Source organism: Mesorhizobium escarrei, from assembly GCF_935825525.1.
Classification (GTDB): domain Bacteria; phylum Pseudomonadota; class Alphaproteobacteria; order Rhizobiales; family Rhizobiaceae; genus Mesorhizobium; species Mesorhizobium escarrei.
The window spans coordinates 16783-34636 of sequence record NZ_CAKXZT010000117.1 but is presented as its reverse complement, the minus strand read 5'-3'; the positions used below and the strand labels follow the sequence as shown (position 1 = coordinate 34636).

The 17854-nt window shown below is 61.4% G+C and carries 25 protein-coding genes and 1 pseudogene; 7 read left to right on the top strand and 19 right to left on the bottom strand.

Annotated elements, in window-relative coordinates; translation table 11 throughout:
* Positions 1-90 precede the first annotated feature (90 nt).
* From prfB to NMG80_RS10115, 4 genes are all read left to right on the top strand, one after another.
* Positions 91-1222, top strand: a protein-coding gene (gene prfB, locus NMG80_RS10130; RefSeq protein WP_254017960.1) for a peptide chain release factor 2 whose coding sequence is annotated in 2 segments (ribosomal slippage) — positions 91-156 and positions 158-1222 — 1131 coding nt in all. Because the reading frame shifts where the segments join, the coding sequence is not laid out codon by codon here.
* A gap of 442 nt (positions 1223-1664) precedes the next feature.
* Complete coding sequence (locus NMG80_RS10125; protein ID WP_254017959.1) at positions 1665-2051, top strand: hypothetical protein; 387 nt, start codon at positions 1665-1667, stop codon at positions 2049-2051.
* 237 nt (positions 2052-2288) lie between these two features.
* On the top strand, positions 2289-2657 hold the full coding sequence (locus NMG80_RS10120; RefSeq protein ID WP_254017958.1) for a GFA family protein: 369 nt from the start codon (positions 2289-2291) through the stop codon (positions 2655-2657).
* A gap of 278 nt (positions 2658-2935) precedes the next feature.
* A complete protein-coding gene (locus tag NMG80_RS10115) occupies positions 2936-3586 on the top strand; it encodes a YiaD family glycine zipper/OmpA-like lipoprotein (protein ID WP_254017957.1) in 651 nt (216 codons plus the stop codon).
* A gap of 102 nt (positions 3587-3688) precedes the next feature.
* On the opposite strand, the gene NMG80_RS10110 is transcribed toward NMG80_RS10115, so the two are convergent.
* From NMG80_RS10110 to NMG80_RS10100, 3 genes and pseudogenes are all read right to left on the bottom strand, one after another.
* The gene (locus NMG80_RS10110) at positions 3689-5296 is read right to left on the bottom strand and encodes a DEAD/DEAH box helicase (RefSeq protein WP_254017956.1); all 1608 of its coding nucleotides are present in this window, start codon (positions 5294-5296) and stop codon (positions 3689-3691) included.
* Positions 5297-5486: 190 nt separating this feature from the next.
* The gene (locus NMG80_RS10105) at positions 5487-6260 is read right to left on the bottom strand and encodes an NAD kinase (RefSeq protein ID WP_254017955.1); all 774 of its coding nucleotides are present in this window, start codon (positions 6258-6260) and stop codon (positions 5487-5489) included.
* 504 nt (positions 6261-6764) lie between these two features.
* Positions 6765-7034, bottom strand: a pseudogene (locus NMG80_RS10100) (MBL fold metallo-hydrolase); the annotation flags it as partial.
* Positions 7035-7297: 263 nt separating this feature from the next.
* Here NMG80_RS10100 and NMG80_RS10095 point away from each other — a divergent pair.
* Entirely contained in the window at positions 7298-7912 is a 615-nt protein-coding gene (locus tag NMG80_RS10095) for a TetR/AcrR family transcriptional regulator (protein ID WP_254017954.1), read from the top strand.
* Between the two features lie 478 nt (positions 7913-8390).
* On the opposite strand, the gene NMG80_RS10085 is transcribed toward NMG80_RS10095, so the two are convergent.
* From NMG80_RS10085 to NMG80_RS10060, 6 genes are all read right to left on the bottom strand, one after another.
* Positions 8391-8636 carry a hypothetical protein gene (locus tag NMG80_RS10085; protein WP_254017952.1) on the bottom strand — a complete coding sequence of 82 codons (246 nt, stop codon included), beginning with the start codon at positions 8634-8636 and terminating at the stop codon, positions 8391-8393.
* Positions 8637-8941: 305 nt separating this feature from the next.
* Entirely contained in the window at positions 8942-9121 is a 180-nt protein-coding gene (locus NMG80_RS10080; protein ID WP_254017951.1) for a hypothetical protein, read from the bottom strand.
* Positions 9122-9310: 189 nt separating this feature from the next.
* Entirely contained in the window at positions 9311-9520 is a 210-nt protein-coding gene (locus NMG80_RS10075) for a hypothetical protein (RefSeq protein WP_254017950.1), read from the bottom strand.
* A 107-nt stretch (positions 9521-9627) separates the two neighbouring features.
* Positions 9628-9828, bottom strand: a complete 201-nt coding sequence (locus NMG80_RS10070) for a hypothetical protein (RefSeq protein ID WP_254017949.1) — start codon at positions 9826-9828, stop codon at positions 9628-9630.
* A 48-nt stretch (positions 9829-9876) separates the two neighbouring features.
* On the bottom strand, positions 9877-10251 hold the full coding sequence (locus NMG80_RS10065) for a hypothetical protein (protein WP_254017948.1): 375 nt from the start codon (positions 10249-10251) through the stop codon (positions 9877-9879).
* Between the two features lie 200 nt (positions 10252-10451).
* Positions 10452-10730, bottom strand: a complete 279-nt coding sequence (locus NMG80_RS10060; RefSeq protein ID WP_254017947.1) for a hypothetical protein — start codon at positions 10728-10730, stop codon at positions 10452-10454.
* Between the two features lie 24 nt (positions 10731-10754).
* Here NMG80_RS10060 and NMG80_RS10055 point away from each other — a divergent pair, with 24 nt between their 5' ends.
* Positions 10755-10955, top strand: coding sequence for a hypothetical protein (locus NMG80_RS10055; protein WP_254017946.1), 201 nt, complete (start codon positions 10755-10757; stop codon positions 10953-10955).
* On the opposite strand, the gene NMG80_RS10050 is transcribed toward NMG80_RS10055, so the two are convergent.
* From NMG80_RS10050 to NMG80_RS10035, 4 genes are all read right to left on the bottom strand, one after another.
* Complete coding sequence (locus NMG80_RS10050; RefSeq protein ID WP_254017945.1) at positions 10952-11395, bottom strand: hypothetical protein; 444 nt, start codon at positions 11393-11395, stop codon at positions 10952-10954. The two genes, NMG80_RS10055 and NMG80_RS10050, sit on opposite strands and share 4 nt — an antisense overlap.
* A gap of 89 nt (positions 11396-11484) precedes the next feature.
* Positions 11485-11826 (bottom strand): hypothetical protein, encoded by a 342-nt coding sequence (locus tag NMG80_RS10045; protein WP_254017944.1) that lies wholly within the window; start codon positions 11824-11826, stop codon positions 11485-11487.
* Positions 11816-12544: a hypothetical protein gene (locus tag NMG80_RS10040; protein ID WP_254017943.1), complete on the bottom strand. Its 729-nt coding sequence runs from the start codon at positions 12542-12544 to the stop codon at positions 11816-11818. Before NMG80_RS10040 ends, NMG80_RS10045 begins: the two co-directional genes overlap by 11 nt.
* 138 nt (positions 12545-12682) lie before the next feature.
* The gene (locus tag NMG80_RS10035) at positions 12683-15157 is read right to left on the bottom strand and encodes a DNA-directed RNA polymerase (protein ID WP_254017942.1); all 2475 of its coding nucleotides are present in this window, start codon (positions 15155-15157) and stop codon (positions 12683-12685) included.
* Positions 15158-15173: 16 nt separating this feature from the next.
* On the opposite strand from NMG80_RS10035, the gene NMG80_RS37035 reads away from it, so the two are divergent.
* Entirely contained in the window at positions 15174-15368 is a 195-nt protein-coding gene (locus NMG80_RS37035) for a hypothetical protein (RefSeq protein ID WP_436798579.1), read from the top strand.
* Positions 15369-15371: 3 nt separating this feature from the next.
* On the opposite strand, the gene NMG80_RS10030 is transcribed toward NMG80_RS37035, so the two are convergent.
* The 6 genes from NMG80_RS10030 to NMG80_RS10005 all read right to left on the bottom strand — a co-directional run bounded on the left by NMG80_RS10030 (position 15372) and on the right by NMG80_RS10005 (position 17848).
* Complete coding sequence (locus NMG80_RS10030) at positions 15372-16007, bottom strand: recombinase family protein (protein ID WP_254017941.1); 636 nt, start codon at positions 16005-16007, stop codon at positions 15372-15374.
* Between the two features lie 33 nt (positions 16008-16040).
* On the bottom strand, positions 16041-16472 hold the full coding sequence (locus tag NMG80_RS10025) for a helix-turn-helix domain-containing protein (protein WP_254017940.1): 432 nt from the start codon (positions 16470-16472) through the stop codon (positions 16041-16043).
* 52 nt (positions 16473-16524) lie between these two features.
* Positions 16525-16785, bottom strand: coding sequence for a hypothetical protein (locus tag NMG80_RS10020; RefSeq protein WP_254017939.1), 261 nt, complete (start codon positions 16783-16785; stop codon positions 16525-16527).
* Positions 16786-16852: 67 nt separating this feature from the next.
* Positions 16853-17266: a hypothetical protein gene (locus tag NMG80_RS10015; protein ID WP_254017938.1), complete on the bottom strand. Its 414-nt coding sequence runs from the start codon at positions 17264-17266 to the stop codon at positions 16853-16855.
* Positions 17259-17543, bottom strand: coding sequence for a hypothetical protein (locus NMG80_RS10010; protein ID WP_254017937.1), 285 nt, complete (start codon positions 17541-17543; stop codon positions 17259-17261). Before NMG80_RS10010 ends, NMG80_RS10015 begins: the two co-directional genes overlap by 8 nt.
* Entirely contained in the window at positions 17543-17848 is a 306-nt protein-coding gene (locus NMG80_RS10005; protein ID WP_254017936.1) for a hypothetical protein, read from the bottom strand. Before NMG80_RS10005 ends, NMG80_RS10010 begins: the two co-directional genes overlap by 1 nt.
* Positions 17849-17854 lie beyond the last annotated feature (6 nt).

Genomic DNA, 17854 nt, shown 5'->3' with positions numbered 1-17854 from the left:
AGGCGGCGGTGCCGTCCCTATGTATCGCGCCAACCCAAGCTCTGCTTTAGCAACAGGGCACCATTTCAGCACAGGACAGAACGGCCAGCCATGCGCGCGGAAACGCAGAATATTGTCGACGAAATCAGGCAGGCGATAACCCTGCTGAGGAGGCATCTTTGACTGGGATCAAGCCATAAAGCGGCTTGAATACCTGAATGTGCGGGCCGAGGATTCGAGCCTCTGGAACGAGCCGCTGGAGGCGCAGAAGCTGATGCGTGAGCGCCAGGGCCTCGAGGAAGGCATCGCCGCGGTCAAAGGCCTCACCCAGGCGCTGGAAGACAATATCGGCTTGATCGAGCTTGGCGAGGAAGAGGGCGATGAGAGCGTCGTCGCCGAGGCGGAAGCGGCGATCCGCTCGATGCGCGGCGAAGCAAAGGCCCGCCAGATCGAGACGCTGCTTTCGCGCGAGGCGGACGCCAACGACAGCTATCTCGAAATCCACGCCGGCGCCGGCGGCACCGAAAGCCAGGACTGGGCCTCGATGCTTCTGCGCATGTACACGCGTTGGGCCGAGCGCCGCCGCTTCAAGGTCGAAGTGCTGGAAGTGCATGACGGCGAAGAGGCCGGCATCAAGTCCGCCACGCTGCTGATCAAGGGCCACAATGCCTATGGTTGGCTGAAGACGGAATCCGGCGTTCACCGTCTCGTGCGTATTTCGCCCTATGACAGCAATGCGCGCCGCCACACGTCCTTCGCCAGCGTCTGGGTCTATCCGGTGATCGACGACACGATCGAGATCGACGTTTCCGAATCGGATGTCCGCATCGACACCTATCGTTCGTCCGGTTCGGGCGGCCAGCACGTCAACACCACCGATTCAGCGGTCCGCATCACCCATCTCGCCACCGGCATCGCGGTCGCCTGCCAGGCCGAGCGCTCCCAGCACAAGAACAAGGCGAAGGCTTGGGAGATGCTGCGTTCGCGGCTCTACGAGGAAGAACTGAAGAAGCGCGAGGCGGTGGCGAACGCCACCGAAGCGTCGAAGAGCGATATCGGCTGGGGCCATCAGATCCGCTCCTACGTTCTGCAGCCCTATCAGCTGGTGAAGGATCTGCGCACGGGTGTCGAGAGCACAAGCCCGTCGAGCGTGCTGGACGGCGACCTCGACGACTTCATGGAGGCGTCGCTGTCGCAGCGCATCGAGGGCGGCGCCGGCGAAGTGGTGGCCGATATCGACTGAAGCTCCTACCACTTAAGCAGCCGGAAACATCACGCTACAGTAACAGGCTCTCACGCTAATTGAGCGGTCGCTTGATGGCTTTGTTTTTTCATCGAATTTTCCATATCGACTTCCACCTTCGGGTTCATTGTTGCAGGCCTGCCTGGGCCTGGCCCGGAACCACTGCGAGCTGATTCTCGTTATCCGCGAGCCCATCTGCCGGGTTGATGAAGTCACTCTCGCCAGCCCCGGCAGGCTGGTTCCGGTTGCAGATGTCGGCGCTCGGTTGCACAGCAATTTCTTGCGCCAACAAAGGAATCAGGCCAGCATCCGAAGGCTGGGGGAAAAAGCATTTATGGCCGGACGCGGCGTATCTGCGACCTGACGAGCCGGCCACTGGGAAGATACGTTCCAAGAACGGGCAAGCGAAACGCTTGATAACTCGGTGATAGGAATTGCGCCCATGCCTGCTTTCACAGCCCGATCGGCCTCAGCCGTCCAGACGGCGCGCCGCCTCCTGAATTCAATCATTGCGGTGGTGGCTCTGACGGCCGCCACCATTCTATTTGCAGCGCCCGCTTTGGCGCACGACGCAACGCCGACTGCGGCGAGGCCGCAAGGCTGGAGTTATCCATTCTCCTGTTGTTCTGGTTACGATTGCCGCGCGGTCTCGCAGACGTCGATCAGCGAGCGTCCGGAGGGTTATGTCATCAAGGGGACAGGCGAGGTCGTAGGCTACAGCGATGCACGGATCAAGAATTCGCCCGACGGCGAATATCACTGGTGTTCGGTCGCCGGCGCCAATGACGGAAAGACCATCTGCCTGTTCGTCCCACCGTCGTCGTTTTAATGCATGTCACCCATAGGCTTGCTCCCGAAAGCTTGCTCCAATGGGGGCATGGCCTGACTCGAGGGTGTGCAGCGGTTTTGGGATAGCGACATGCCTCAAAGAGATTGAAGCGCGCCCACGCGTCCGATGCAGGCAAGCGAGTCTGCTGACAGACAGTTGTCAACAGCGCCTCTTTATGTTGCCTTACCGCATGTTGCCTTACCGCGCGGGCGGGAAGCAATCGTGAGGGGAGGCGTTATGACCATAAAGGCAAGCTGCCACTGCAGGTCGACGACGTTCGAGGTTTCGGAAGCGCCGCTGACCGTGACGCGATGCACATGCTCCTTCTGCTCGAAACGCGGCTCGTTGTGGGCCTACTACATTCCGTCGCAATTCAAGCTCACCAGCCCGCTCAAGAATGTCTCTTTCTATCAATGGGGCTCGAAAACGGTAAAACATGGTTTCTGCGCCACCTGCGGCTGCGGCACCTTCACCCAAACGCCGGACTGGTCGACCGGCAAGCCGAACTTCGAAAATCCGAAAATCAGTGTGAACTCGCGCCTGTTCGACGATTTCGACCTCGATCAGGTCGAGGTCGTCGTCATTGACGGCAAGAATCTCTGGTAGCCGTCAGTCGCTGCTTACCGATCAGGATTGCGCAATATAGCGGCCGTTGATTTGACGGGAAAAGCCATAGCCAGCCGCTTTTCCCCTTCCATTTTTCGCCGCATTTCATGTTAACAAGACATAGAGCGACGTGCGTCCACTCGGACGCACAAAGTACGCTCTAAGACTTTGAATCTATGCATCGTGCTTCCGAAAATCGATGATTTTCGGGCCGATGCAACGGAAGGGCTGATGCGGCGCGCCACTGGTGGGACCGCGGACTGGAGAGGGACTACCTAATGAAAAAGACTGTGCTCGTCGCCGTGGCGACGGCTGTGCTCGTGAGCGCCTGCACCACCACCGATCCGTATACCGGAGAGCAGAAAGTGTCCAACACTGCGGCCGGCGCCGGGATCGGCGCGCTGGCGGGTGCGGGGCTCGGCCTGCTTGCCGGTGGCAACGATCGCCGCAATGCGCTGATCGGCGCTGGCGTCGGCGCTCTCGCTGGCGGCGCCATCGGCGCCACGATGGACCAGAACGAGGCCGAATTGCGCCGGCAGCTTCAGGGTTCCGGCGTCAGCGTCACCCGCAGCGGCGACCAGATCATCCTCAACATGCCGTCCGACATCACCTTCAACGTCGACCAGGACGCGGTGAAGCCCGGCTTCTATCCAGTGCTGAATTCGGTCGCGCTTGTGCTGAACAAGTTCCGGCAGACCACGGTCGACGTGTTCGGCCACACCGACTCGAGCGGTGGCGACGAACACAATTTCGACCTGTCGCAGCGCCGCGCGCTGGCGGTCGCCAACTATCTGTCAGGGCAGGGCGTCGATACCCGCCGCTTCGCCGTCACCGGCTTCGGCGAGACGCGTCCAATCGCTTCCAATGCGTCGGCCGCCGGCCGCGCCCAGAACCGCCGCGTCGAAATCCAGCTCTCGCCGCTCACCTGAGCAAGGCAAGCAGAAGACCGCATTGCACATGAAAACGGCCCCGCAAGGGGCCGTTTTGCTGGTATTTGAGAATTTCTACTGTGATCAGCCCAATTTCTGCTGTTAGCCCTTGGCGACGATGCGCATGAACGCCGGCATGTCGTCACCGAATCCGACGGTCGCGTCGTTGTCTTCCTGGCGATGGCGGGCCGGGCGATTGCCGTCGCGCTGCGGCCTGGTGTCGCCACGTTCTGGCGCGCGCTGTTCGTTGCGGTGGCGATCGGGCGAAGCCTTGCGTTCGGGTGAAGCTTGGCGCTCGCTATTTTCCGAGCGGATCGCTTCCTTGCGCGCGCGCCGCTCACCGGCATCGGCGACCGCGGTTTCGGCCGCCACTGCCTGTTCCTCGCGCACCACATCCGGTGCTGCAGCTTCGCTTTGCTTGGCGTGGCGTTCGCGTGGTCTGCGTTCGCCCCTCTCCTTGCCATCGTCCTTGCGGCCGGCGCGGCGGGGGGCGCCGCGGCCACGGCGGGGAGCATCGTCCTCTCCGCCCTCGCTGGCGACGACCGTCGACAGATCGCCGTCATGCCACTCGATCTTGTTGCCGATCAGCCGTTCGATCGCGTCGATGTATTTGGTGTCGGACTTGGTGGCGATGGTGAAGGATTTGCCCGAACGGCCGGCGCGGCCGGTGCGGCCGATGCGGTGGACATAGTCCTCGGCATGGATCGGCACGTCGTAATTGAAGACGTGGCTGACGTCGGGGATGTCGAGGCCGCGGGCCGCGACGTCCGACGCAACGAGGTAGCGCAGTTTGCCGTCACGGAAATTGGCCAGCATCTGCATGCGCGCGCGCTGGTCCATGTCGCCATGCAGCGCGCCGGCGTCGAAATCATATTTCAGCAGCGAGCGGAAAAGCTCCGAGACCTCGATCTTGCGGTTGCAGAAGATGATGGCGTTCTTCAGTTCCGCATCCTCGGCCTTTATCAGATTGCGCAGCGTCTCGCGCTTGTCCCAGGGTTTCGAGCCGGATTTCACCAGCCGCTGGATGATGTTGGTCGCGGCGGACGCGGCTTTCGAAACCTCGACGCGCACCGGCGCGTGCAGGAATTTCTCGGTGAGCTTGGTGATCTCAGGCGGCATCGTCGCCGAGAAGAACAGCGTCTGCCTGGTGAACGGGATCATCTCGCAGATGCGCTCGATGTCGGGAATGAAGCCCATGTCGAGCATGCGGTCGGCCTCATCGATGACCAGGATCTCGACGCCGTTGAGCAGAAGTTTTCCGCGCTCGCGGTGATCGAGCAGGCGGCCTGGCGTCGCGATCAGCACGTCGGCGCCGCGCTCCAGCTTCTTGTCCTGCTCGTCGAAGGACACGCCACCGATCAGCAGCGCGATGTTGAGCTTGTGGTTCTTGCCGTATCTGATGAAGTTCTCTTCGACCTGCGCGGCAAGCTCGCGCGTTGGCTCGAGGATCAGTGTGCGTGGCATGCGGGCGCGTGCCCGGCCTTTTTCGAGGCGGGTCAGCATCGGCAGCACGAACGAGGCCGTCTTGCCGGTGCCGGTCTGGGCGATGCCCAAAATATCCTTGCCGAGCAAAGCGTGCGGAATGGCGCCGGCCTGGATCGGTGTCGGTTCGGTGTAACCGGCGTCGGTAACTGCGGAAAGGACCTTTGGCGACAGGCCGAGGTCTGCGAAGGTCAACACTTCTTGAGCGATCTGGGTGTCTGAGGACAAGTTTGGCTGTCTTTGGCTGGTTCGGGGGCGCAACGCAAGCGGTCGCGGCAAGCGCCGCGCGCCTGCAAGATTGGTATTGCAGGTAGGCGCAAGCCCGCGATTTGTCAACACAAACAGGCGGGGACGGCACGATTGTGAAGTCGTAACCTTAATCGCGATGCTTAATCGAGCTGCCTATCGCTGCGCCGGCTCAATAGCGGAACTGTTCGGCGAGAATGCGCTCGTTCCACGAGTGGCTCGGATCAAACAGCAGCGTCGCGGTCACAGTTGGCGATTCTCGCACCGTAACCGAGGTTGCGGCCTTCACCTCTGTATGGTCAGCTGCGGCGTTCACCGGCCGCTTTTCCGGCTCCAGGATGTCGAAGCGAACGGTCGCCTTGTTGGAAAGCAGCGCGCCGCGCCAGCGGCGCGGGCGGAACGGACTGACCGGGGTCAGCGCCAGCAGCGGTGCGTCGAGCGGCAGGATCGGCCCATGCGCGGAGAGGTTGTAGGCGGTCGAGCCGGCCGGTGTCGCGATCATCACGCCGTCGCAATTCAATTCCTCCAGCCGCACTTGCTCGTCCACCGTGATACGAATCTTGGCCGTCTGGTAGGACTGGCGCCACAGCGCAACCTCATTGATCGCCAACGCTGAAATCGTTTCACCCTCTGCGGTGACCGCCTGCATCTCCAGCGGACGGATCGTTTCGGCAACAGCCGCAGCGATGCGCCCGGTCAAACCGCTGGCGCGATATTCGTTCATCAGGAAACCGATGGTGCCACGGTTCATGCCGTAGACTTTTTTTCCTGTGCTCATCGTGTCGCGCAAGGTCTGCAACAGGAAGCCGTCGCCGCCCAGCGCCACGACGATCTCTGCATCCTCGATGGGTGCCTGGCCATAGCGCGCCGAAAGGCTCTCCAGCGCCGCCTTGGCGTCGGCGGTATCGGACGAGACGAAGGCGAAGCGGCTGGCGGCTTTGTTCATGGCTCCCAATGAAGATGTTTGATGGCGACCGGTTGGTGGCGACCGGTTGCTTGGGCCGCGCCAGCGCCGGGTTAGCATGGGTGGGCAAATCTGCAAAGCGAGACATGTGGCGCCCCCAGTGGCGCCCCTGGTGGCGCCCCTCCACACAGCGCCGGCAAGAGCCGCCGCTCTGCTGCTCGCGCATCGTGTCGAGTGACAAGCGAATGTGATGGTTAAGACGAGTATTAAACTCTCGTAAAGCCGGATCGACCATGTTAGCCGGCAGTGGATGGGCGGCGTGGGGCCAGCTAGTCGGACCGATTTATTGCCGGTAACACGCCTGATTGTCATCGTCTTGATGCTGGGAAGTTTTGCTCTTGCCTTTGCCCAACTGGTGCGCCAGTCGGAAGAGACGAGTTTGAGACCCCAACCAGCGGCTTCACGCTGCGGCGATGCCGCCGGCACGCCGTGCCCGCAAAGGGCGTTGTGAATTGGCCGGGTACTTCCACCGATTAAAGACCGTGCTTAGCGCGCCTGCAGCAGATGGCAGCCGGCCTGCCGCTTTTGTGCGAGATACTCGTCGATAAGCTGGCGGTAGCGCACCTTGCCGAAGCACGGGAAGTGGCCGCCATGCACGACCGCAACATCGAGCTCGCGCATCCGCAGCAGCGTCTCGACATAGTCGTCGACAGCGGAATGATAGACATCGTCGATCAGCGGGCCGTCATAGACGATGTCGCCAGAAAGCAGGATGCCGGTCTTCCTCTCGTAGAGCGCGATGCCGCCGGGTGAATGGCGCCGGATCGGCGTGATCGCACCAGATCAAGGCGTTGAGGTCAGCGGCCCGAGCGGGGCTGCCCGTCGCCAGCAACAATGCTGTCGCGGCACACGCGGCGTGAAGATACCTCTTCAGAACGGAAAGCGGCATCTTGGTCGTTGGTTTCGGGGTGTTTGGATTGATGGTCATCGAGCGTTCTCCCTTGCCTTTCTGGCTTCTGGCAAAAAATTGAACCAATTCTAAAATTGAGTCAATTCTGTTTTTATGGCAGATAGCCGACATGAGCGGATTGCGGGCAAGGCAAAAGGCGGATCGGCATCGCCGCATCATCGAGGCGGCGGCGGCGCTTTTTCGCGACACCGGCTATGAAGGCGCCAAGATCGAGACGATCGCGGCTCAGGCCGAGGTCTCGGTCGGCACGATCTACAACTATTACCAGAACAAGGGCGACATCCTCGGCGCCATCGTCTCGATGGAGGTCAACGAGGTGCTCAATGCCGGGCGCGGCGTGGTCGCCAACCCGCCGGCCAATGTCGGCGACGCGCTCGACACGCTGCTCGGCATCTATATCGAGCATTCGCTGCATTATCTCAGCAAGGAGATGTGGCGGCAGGCGATGGCGATCTCGACGCAACTGCCCGACAGCCCGTTCGGCCAGGCTTACACGGCGCTCGACCGGGCGCTGACCGAACAGATCCGCGCGCTGATCGCCCGGCTGCAGACGATCGGCCTGGTGCGCCGGGATATCGACGGGCAGGCGCTCGGCGAACTGGTGTTCAACAACATGAACATGATGTTCATCGAGTTCGTGAAGCGCGACGGGGCGAGGATCGCGGAGCTGCGGACGGCGATACGAAGGCAGAACCGGATTTTGGTGGCGGCGATCGCGGTATGAGGGGCGGGATCTCCCGATGGGATTTCTGGTGGCCCGGACGCCGCTAAGCCGCAATCGCGCAGGTCAATTCCGCTGGTGCACTACCGAGCATGCCTGGGTGGCCGCGCACGTGGAAACGGCACGACGGTCAAGGGCGCCTTGCGGAATTCCGCGATGGCTATTTCCTCAATCAGGAAGTCGAGTGCCTCGCTGACGCGTTGGCTCGTTTCGTCCATGCCGCAGAGCCGGTTTTGGGCGCACTCCAAGAGCTCGCGCGCTGCAGCGAAGTCGCTTCGCATGACACCACCCGTTGTTCAGCCCACCGCCCGGACATTGTCAGCGCGCTAAATTGAGCGATTGCTAATATACACAGGGGCATTTTAATCGAATGGCATTAAATGGCCGGGAGATGCCGGCCGGTCCGCATCCCTGATGCATCCATTGGTTCTGATGCCCCGGACCGGAGGCATGGGAGCTTTGCTTTGCGAAACGCGGGGGATTAGTCCTGATACGATCTTGGGCGGCTTAGAAATTCTCTGGCGGCAGCGATTTGGCGTCGATGCTCGCGAAGGAAGCTCAGGCTGAAACAGATCGAAAAGGCCACTCCCGAAAGGGCTATCGTTGCTTGCGAGGTCGGATCAGGATCGGGAACCATCAGGAAGCGGAAACCGAACGCCAACGCGAGGGCAGCAAGGCTGCCATAGATGCCACCAATAAAGGGGGCGATCGTGCGCTTCTGCTCCAACGGCGACTCCTATGGTTTTCCACAAGGGGAATACCTGTGGTCCCTAGCGAATATATGCGTTGAAGCTGACGTGCTATGGCCCCGGCCTGTGGAAATCGGGGATGAGCACATATCGACCAAACCCGGAAGATTCTCATGAGAAGTGTGCTGGTGCCCCCGGACGGGGTCAATGGAGCAGTATCGAACCATCAGACGATCAGGCTAAAAGCCTTACGTGCCAAAGAGTTGGGGCGAATTGAGCGTCTCCAGCGATCCGGTTGCGGTGGACCTCTAACATGACCCGAGAGAGGACCTCAGGTCAAGGCTCAGATGCCCGAATAGCTGGCCAGCCAGTCGTCAACGCGGCTGTTCATGGCGACAATGTCGGATACAACCCCCTCCTCGAACTGCACCCTGTCAAGGATGTCTAAGGCGTAGGCTTTCCGGTCTGCGTCGGTCGCCAACGTCTCGAAGTCGTGGCAGATGGTGTCGGCGAGGAAGTTCATCAAAGGGATACGCAACGGCAGCCCGGTAGTGGCGGCTGCGCTCCCTCGCGGCTTCCAATCCTCTTCCTGGGTTGGCCTCGCGATAGGAGCGCGCCCACTCCCGACCCGCCTCCCGTATTCTCTCCCGGTTCTTCTCACGGTAGCGGCGCTGGGTTTCCAATCGTGCAGCCTTGCGTTCCTCGGCTGTCATCATGGGCATAGGTTCAATCCCCCCTGCTTGGGGCGCAGCAGTCGGCGCATGTCTTCGGTGTACCACTGCAGGGCAGTCCATGGATCGTCCGCCAATTCAACCGCCGCCGCGTAAGCCTCGCCTTCCCCGTAGACTTCGCCGATGTGTTCAAGATGACCCTTGAGCCATGCTGCCACGTCGGCCTCAAGGGTGCTGTAGTTGATTTCCATTTCAGTCGTTCTCCTGTTGTTGAATGCGTGTTTCGTCGAGAAGCGTGGCAAGAACTTCCTACCCCCTCAGGAAAGACCGTCCTCGCGAGGCTTGCCCGAGCAATCGGTCAAAGGGCCCCGATGGCCTTGGGCCGTTGCTGCAGCCGCTTGATGTAGGCAGCCGCCGCCTGCGGGTCGCCGTCTTCCGGGTCTGCAAGCTCGGTGTAGATGCTGAATGCGGCTTGCTGATCCAGAAGGTCCATTCCCCTTTCGAGGAGGTCGTGCTTTTGGAGCCAGTCGAAGAGCTTGAGTTGATCGAGAATGTTCACTGTTGTCGGTTCCTTTTTTGGTGAGTTCGCTGATGCGGTGTGGGCGATTTAAGCGTGTTCGAGGTCTGCCGGGTGTGCTGGTGCCTCGGACCCTGCCGAAGCGCGTGAAACCCCCATACCAGCAACGAATGGGACGTACTTCCTGCGGTGCGCCGACTTATCGTTCGTGTCGACGTAGTCGTGGTCGGCCCAGTAGGACAGCCTGAGGTCGCGCTTGAAGACAGCCTTGGGTCCCTTGCCGTCCCAGTCACGAACGACATGGACGAGGGTGTCAGGGTCGAAGCCCTCAGCGATCAGGAGCCTCGCCAGCGGGCAGACCGGGTCCTTGTAGGTTTTGCCCTTGGCAGTGTTGACTTCGTATTGGCCATGGCGCGCCGTGGAGGAGCCGGTAAGCTCGACCGTGAGCGGTGTGGTGGTATGCATGTTGTTAGATTGCTCTTCTTTCCGGTGTGGTATGGCGGTTTCAGCGCGATGGAGGGGATCGGACGACCGATTACCCGCGCCGACACTAACGCGCGTTCTAGGGCTGTTTCTGAGGAGCCCCGGAGAGGGCCTGTGAGCTTGGGGCAAAGGGTTACCGTTACGGTGACCTAAGCCCTCTCCGGGGTTTGCGGTTCAGTCGATCAATCTTCGAAAGCTGAGCCGTCCTTGCGGGCCTTGGCGACCTGAGCGGCGTGCTGATGGAAGATCGAGAAGTCACCCTTGATCGCGGCCCTACGGAAGGTCGGGAGGTCAGCTGGATCGACGTGATCCATCCAGTCCGAATGTGTGAGCCCGTAGTGCGAGAAGACGTCCCTCTCCATCGTCTTGACGAAGCCCGCCTCGACCACCCGGGCCTGAGCTTCGGTCACCCCGAAGGCTTCGCCTGTTACGATGGAGCCGCTTTCGACAAATCTGTCCACTAGGAACTGCTGCTGGGCTTCCGAATGCGTTTCGCGGAAGTTGTCGAGGGTCTCGTTGGTCTTGGCCTGCAGGGTGTCCACGTCCAGTTCACCGAGCTTGTCGAGGTCGAGATCATCCAGACCATCGCCGATCTTCTTGCTGTCGTCCTTCTCGTCGCCTTCGTCGTTCTGCTCGCCAGCGTCCGACCCCTCGGCGTTATGAGGGGCCGGATTGTCAAGGCTTAGCGAGCTTTCTGAAAAGACCCGGGATAACCGCGCTGGGCGAGGGCTTCGGATAGAGCCTTGTCATAGTCAGCCTTCGACCATTGGCCAAACTCGACCATGTCGCGGGCTTGCTGGCCGCTGATCTCCCAGCCGTTGAAGCGCACGGGGGTGCTTTCGATGACTTCCCGTGGCGCGACTATGCCCACGTCCTTCGATAAGACCTTACGGTTGTTGCTGAAGCCGTTCCTCTGAGCCCACAGTTGCTGGTTGTTCTGGACGGACAATTCTGTTGCCCGTTCGATCTCTTCCTGCTTGGCGCGCTCTATCGCCTCAACAGCGAGGGCTTCGGCCTTGGCTTGGTTGGCGGCTTGCTCTGCCATCCGGGCCTTCATCATGGCCTGACCGAGTGCGGTCTGGTCGTCCTGATAGGCGTAGTTCGGGCCGTCTTGATAGTCGCTCATTTCGTTCGTTCCTTCATTGGATGTGCGCTCCCCGACCACCATTGGTCGAGGTTCTGCGCTGGTTGGTGATGTTGTGGTTGGACGAGGTGTTAGCGCCGTGGCGTGAACCCGTAGGCGTCCTGTGGTGCTGGCGCGTCTGCCGGTGCCGTGATGGGCGTACTGCTGGCCTTACTGGGCCTCATGAACGCCTCGGCAGTGCGCCTTGCAACGTTCGTGCTTTCCAGCTCTGTGAAGCCGTGGATTTCGTAGGCCCTCGCGGCAGCCGTTGAGAAGCTGCTCGACCATGTGATCCCGACGCTCGGTAGCCGCTTGTCCAGCTCGTAGGTGGACGACCAATCGTCGCCCTTGAGCCACTCGACCAAGGTGAGGGCCTGCTCTTTCTCGATGTAGGTCCAGACCCAGTCGCGCCGCCTGATCTCGTCATAGTTCAAAGGGAGCCTCCTTGGCTTGTGCTGCTAACTTCGCCTCCAGGAACGCCTTTGCGTACCTCGGGGGCATGTGCGGAGAGTTCCAGTTGCTCCTTTCGTGGAAGCCAAGGTCGCCACGCTCGGGAACCTCGAAGGTCCAGTCCCAGCCGTCTGCAGGGTCGTTGCCGAAGTGGGCGTCTGCGAAGGACTTATGGCGCTCGGCCCGTTCCCTCCACAGCTTCTCGTCAGGGCGCTCTGGCTCACCAGCGAATGCGTCGACAAACCAGTCCAGTGCCTTCCGAAGCTCGATCTCCCATGCCCGGGTCTCATACGGTGGCAAGAGGGCGTAGGGGTCGCCGTAGCTGATCCTGCTGTCGTCCGTGCGCTTCACGAGATCGGCATAGACGGCCCGGCGTTCGCCCTTCTGGTAGACCGGGACCTTCACCGGCTGGCGCTTCCCTCGCTTCGCTATGGCCTTCTTGATCGAGTGAGTGCGGGCTGCCTTCTGGCTCTTGCTCAGCGTCTCCTCGGGGACCAGACGGTAACCCTTGGGAAGCGGCAGGAAGTCACCATTGGCGTCCAGCCTCAGGTATCGACGCCAGTCGGTCTGGTCGACGACCTTCTCCTTGGTGGTGGACTTGCTGGCTGCTTTGCTGGTGGCACCGAGGATGAGCCCATCGGTGTCCTGCTGATGGTCTTCTGTTTGCCGTTCGTGATCGAACAGCGGTCTATCGAAATTCAATGTGTGGTGTCCTTCGTTCTCCTTGTTAATGGGGTGGATAAATGCGGTTATTCACCGACGCCCTTGGAAGATCCCAAGGTGTGTGCAGGAACGGGGACCCGTGGGCCCCCGCTCGATTGCTTTGATGCTGTGGAGTGATCAGGCGAAGAAGAAGTCCGCGTCGATGACCCGCGACAGGTCCAGATCACCGCGCTCAGGTGACGGTTCGAGCTGCTTCTTCAGACCAGTCATGCGGTTGACGAAGTCACCACGGAGCCGGCGCAGTTGATCCGGCTGGTACATCTCGATGAAGACCTCCCGCAGCACCTTCGCGAGCACCGAGGTGTCGCAGGCGTGGGTGCCGTAGCTGTCGTGGATCATGGCGAAGGAGGTAACCCCTCGGTTCGCCAGTCGCTGCGCCGTCAGGATCATTGCGGCCGCATCCATCGAATGGACGTAGTTCGCGCTGATGCTGCTACCGTGCCTCCGCGTGTCCGGCTGGTCGGTGTCGGTCCAGTCCGTGAACTTGAGAACCTTGCCGAGTAGCTTGGTCTCGACGCGGCCCTGCTTCTGCTTGCGGTAGTCCTGCTTGGCGATGAAGCCCGAGGGCGTTTCCCACTGCACCGAGACGCCTTGGTTCGAGGCGACCCGCGCGACATCCTGAAGCCAGTTCATGGCGACCATGGCGGCAACCACGGTCTCGGACATCGCTGACCAGATGACCTTGGTCAGGAACCACGTCGCTGGCGACCAGTCATCGCTGGAGAGGTTCAGCTTCTGGCCGGTAGCCTTCAGGCGATCCGAGACAGCCTCGCGGACGTGTTCAGCCGCAGACTGCTTCGTAATGCCGTAGGGTAGGGCCATGACCGGCCCCTTGGTGACCTTCCGGTCGATCCCAAAGTGCAGCCACTCGTGAGCCCAGCGTTGCTCGGGTTCCCCGGCTCCACCGGGCGAGGCCAGGACCTTGAGCTTCTTCATCGTCAACTCAGCCACGTCGCGGTAGACGTCGCTGGGCTTCAGTGACGGCAACAGGTTCACGGCAGCCCCGCCGATGGGATCGAGGAGCATGGCCGAGAAGTGCTGCAGCCCGTTGCAGGAGCCGTCCAGAGCCACCGGCAGGTGTGACCGGAACGCTTTCGGATTGGCGAGCATTGACGCCCACTCGAAGCAGAACGCGAGGAAGCACCATGGGCTGTCGGCCTCGGTCCACCAGAAGTACCCCAGCGGATCATTGGCGGTGGCCACGATGCGTTCCCGGTTCTCCCCGACCCAGCGGACCCGCTCCTCGAACGCCACCTTGTCGACGCCGAAGCAGTTGGCCCCGTGGATGGCCAGCCAGCGAGCCCCATCAGGACCCAGCGGCTTGCCTTCAGCGAACCGCAGGAGGCCCTTGGAGAGCTTGGAGCCCTGCGGCTGGAGGTACGCCGGGATGGCGTAAGCTCGACCACGGAAGTCGAGGCTGTGCGGGAAGTAGATCGCCGGCTCGTCCCTGAAGCGACTTGCGAGGTTGATCAGGGTCCGCTGGATGCCGCGCTTGCTGCGGTGCTTCGTGGCGTTGCGCGTGTGGACTTCAAATGCTTCACGCTTCCACGTCTTGAGAGCTTCTGGATCGTCATCAATGCCAGCAGGCTTCGGCGGTGGGACGAGGTTGTCGTCGATCACCAGCCCGGCCACTTCCGACTTGACCTCCACGAGCGCCTCGACCACGGCCAGCACGGCCCTGTTGATCTGCCACGGTGTCCGCTGGATGGCGTTGATGCCGGCGTAGACCTTGGTGAGGTCGGCCTTCATCAGATGCTCTGTCGAGGACCTCCAGCCTCCGTGACCCGCCTTGACCAGCGAGGTCTGCAGGGCATCGGTGTGGTAGCCGCCCTCGGTCAGGCTCGACCAGTCCTTCGGTGGGACGATGGTCGGCATGAAGGCGACGGACATGGCCGCACCACGCTCTGCGGAACTGTCGAGCCACTCAGCAGTCTTGTCGGTCAGCCAGACTTGGTATTGCTCGCTGACCTGGCCGATCTCGATGAGGCCGGTGTACTCCCGAAACAGCTCGACGAGCTTGATGCCGAGGTGCGTGCAGTCGGACTTGGCCCAGCCATCCCACGGGATCGAGTTCTTGTTCATGACGAACGTCAGGACCAGCTTCTGATGCTCTGCCGTCGAGCCCTTGGTCGTCAGCCAGCGTTTGACCTTGCGGTACTCCTCGCTGTCGGCCTTGGCGAATGCCTCGAACCGAGCTTCCTGTTCCACGGCATCGGCAACCCGCAGCGCAAGGCGGTATAAGGGCGTCCTGGCTTCGCCAATCAGGATGTTGAGGATGGTTCGAGCGGCGATGTAGGCGACCGCGTCAGGGTCCATGTCACGGAGCAGTTTGACGGCAACGGCTGGTCGACCTGGGCGTCCTGCGAGGCCCTCGTCAACGGTCTTCGTGACGCCCTCGGCGAGAGGGCCTATGGCCTTGCGGACGAGGAAACGTCCACCTCCGTTGGCAGCGCCACGGCCATTGCCGTTGTCCCGTTCGAGCTTGTGGCGGAAGCGTTCTGCGCCCAGCCCGGCCATGTCGGCTTCAAGTTCGATCTGGCGCTGCGGGACGAGGGAGGTCCACGCGGGGTTAAATGCGACGTGTTGGTTCATTCTATCCTTCGAGTAGATGGGCGATGGTGTTGAGGACCCGCTGTCCCTTAGGTGTGAGGAACAGGCGGGATCGGCGTTGGCGGTTCGGATCGGGGAGGGCCTCGATAAGGCTGAGGCCAGTGTGCTTGAGCGGCTTGCCGAGGTGCGCTGCGGCGACCTCAGGCTCCTGCAGAAGTTCCGGCTGCTGTTGCCACCGGAAGGCATTGCTTGACGTTCAGTTGGCGGTAGGGTCGGCGGTACGGACCCGCTGGGCGACCTTGGCTACCGTAGCTCGGCTGCAACCGACAGTCTTTATGGTCTTGCCCCACGAGAGGCCCGCCCGCAGAGCTTCCTCGACCCGGAAGAGCAACTCGGCGTCCTCAGAACGGCCCTTGTAGAGCCCCGCCAGCTTGGCCCTCTCGATGCCCTGAGCGGACCTTCTGCGGCGATCTTCGTAGTCCTTACGAGCGATGGCGGCGAGCATGTCCAGAAGCATGTCGTTGATGGCCTCGAACATGCGGCTGGTGAAGGCGTCTGCATCGCCCCCGGCCATTGTCCACGAGGTCGGCAAGTCGAGCGCGACGATGCGGAGACGCTTGGCCTTGAGGTCGGCCCTGAGCTTGTTCCAGTCGTCGGAGTTGAGGCGGCTCAGGCGGTCGACCTGTTCGAGTAGGATCACGTCGCCCTCGTAGGCATCGGCGATCAGCTTCTGCAGCTCCGGGCGGTGCAGCGTGGCTCCGCTCTCATTTTCAATGTGGTAAGATGCGATCCTGAGCCCGCGTTCCTCGGCAAAGCGGACGAGGTCTTGACGGGCGCGGGTGGCGTCCTGCTCCTTGGTTGACGCGCGGAGATAGGCGCGGATGAAGCTCATGGTGGTTAATTTCCTTCTTGGGTGGTGGTGGGGCTACTCGCGCACGCGGTACTGCTGTCCTATCGAGTGATCCTCCTCAATGAAGTGGACGATTGAGTTGAGGACCTCCTCGCCCTTTCTAGTCAGGCGGGCTAACTGGTTGCGCTTGTCGTTAGGGTCGGGGTAGGTCTCGATCAACCCAAGGCCGGAGTGGCGCATCTTCCGGGTGCCGTACCCCTCGGTCTCCTCGGCGGGCCTCAGGGCAGCGAAGTGGCGGGCTGCGGTGCCACCGGCGGGGAGGTCGATTAGACGGGCGTATTTGGCCAAGGGCTGGTCGGGTTCGCGAGCGATTTGGAGGAACAGGCGTATCTGACGGACGGGCATGTCCGGTGCGATCTTATTGAACTCGTCAACGACCATGATGGCCCTAACTATTGCCGTGTAGCGGTCCCGGTCGGTGAGCCGGGGCTTTGACGGTAGCTGCATCGATAAATCCTCCCTTCATTGTGGTGAGATCGTCCTACGTCTTGGGCATAGATCAGGCGATCCCCTCGTCGTCGTCGAGGTCGGCTTCGGTGCGCTCTTCGATGGCCGTCATGAGAGCATCCATGGTGGTGAAGACGGGGTCGGTGTCGTCGATCACCGCGTTGTCGTCGCTGAGGCCCTCGACCTCGCTCTCGGCATGATCGATCAGAACGACAGCAATGGGGTCTGGCACCTTCTGGCAGGCTCGAAGGCGGTCGATGAGTTCTTGCAGCTCGGCCCGGATGGTCGGAGCGTTCGCGTTGGTCTGGATCATTGGTTCGGGGTTCCTTCGGTTGATGGAGGGCGGTGTTACGGTGATCATGAGGAGAAATCTCGTTCCGTCATAGGTAGATCACCCATCTTCCCCAAGAGAGTTCGGGGATGGCTACTGGTAGTTCATCAAAGCAGGCCCGAAAGTCTTCTCCATGTGCCTTGTGGTAGATGTAGGTGGCCAGTATGTGTACTCGGCGTACTGGGATGACCAATAGGTCCTCTCCATAAACATTTGTGCGGCATGCTCTGCAGTTCCGCTTAGCGAAGCGGTAGACGTTGTCCACCAGCGCCTTCATTTCGTTGGGGTGGAGCAGGTCGAGCGCAGCAATGTACTCCTCCCCTTCGACCAGCACGCTACGGGCGGTGTTACGGGTATGGTTCAACAGGCACATGGCGTACTCCTGGGCGCTCCGCCCCATTGGCGATGGAGCCAGGGTCCCGTTGCGGTAGAACATGGAAGCGGTGAAGATGGTTTCAGGCATTGATCACCGCTCCTCGTGAGACCAGCTCGAAGTCGACGACGCTGTAGGCACCGTCCTTCTGGTGGTAGGGTTGGCTCTTGCCGGTGAACTGCCAGACCAGAGGCTGGACCAGTCGACCGGACGGTAGGAAGAAGGCTTCCCCGGTGATGACTGCCCTTGTGCCGGGTTCAGCCACATAGGTGCGGGACAGGGCGCTGGCATTCAGCTTGACCTTGTCACCGACCTTGAAGGCGCGACCGATAAGGGCGTCTTCGAGTTCTTCGATTGTCATGGCCATTAAGCGATCCCCCCGACGAGGAACGTCATCGCCTCATTGTCCGAATGGTCACAGACTACATCCTCGTCGTTGCCGTGAACGAGGAAGACCGTGCCGACGCTATCTCCACCGGAGAGCCGGAAGCGGAGTGTGGTTGCGTCCGTGGCAGCGACCTCAGCAGTGATAGCTTCGTAGTTGGTGGACTTGACCAGCGCCCACTCCTCGCCGTCATAGACCGAGACGAGATAGCCAACCTTGAGGGCCTTGCGGATGATGGCACCGACGATGCGCTGTTCGGTGCGGTTCATGTGCTGCGGAAATGCCATGTGTCG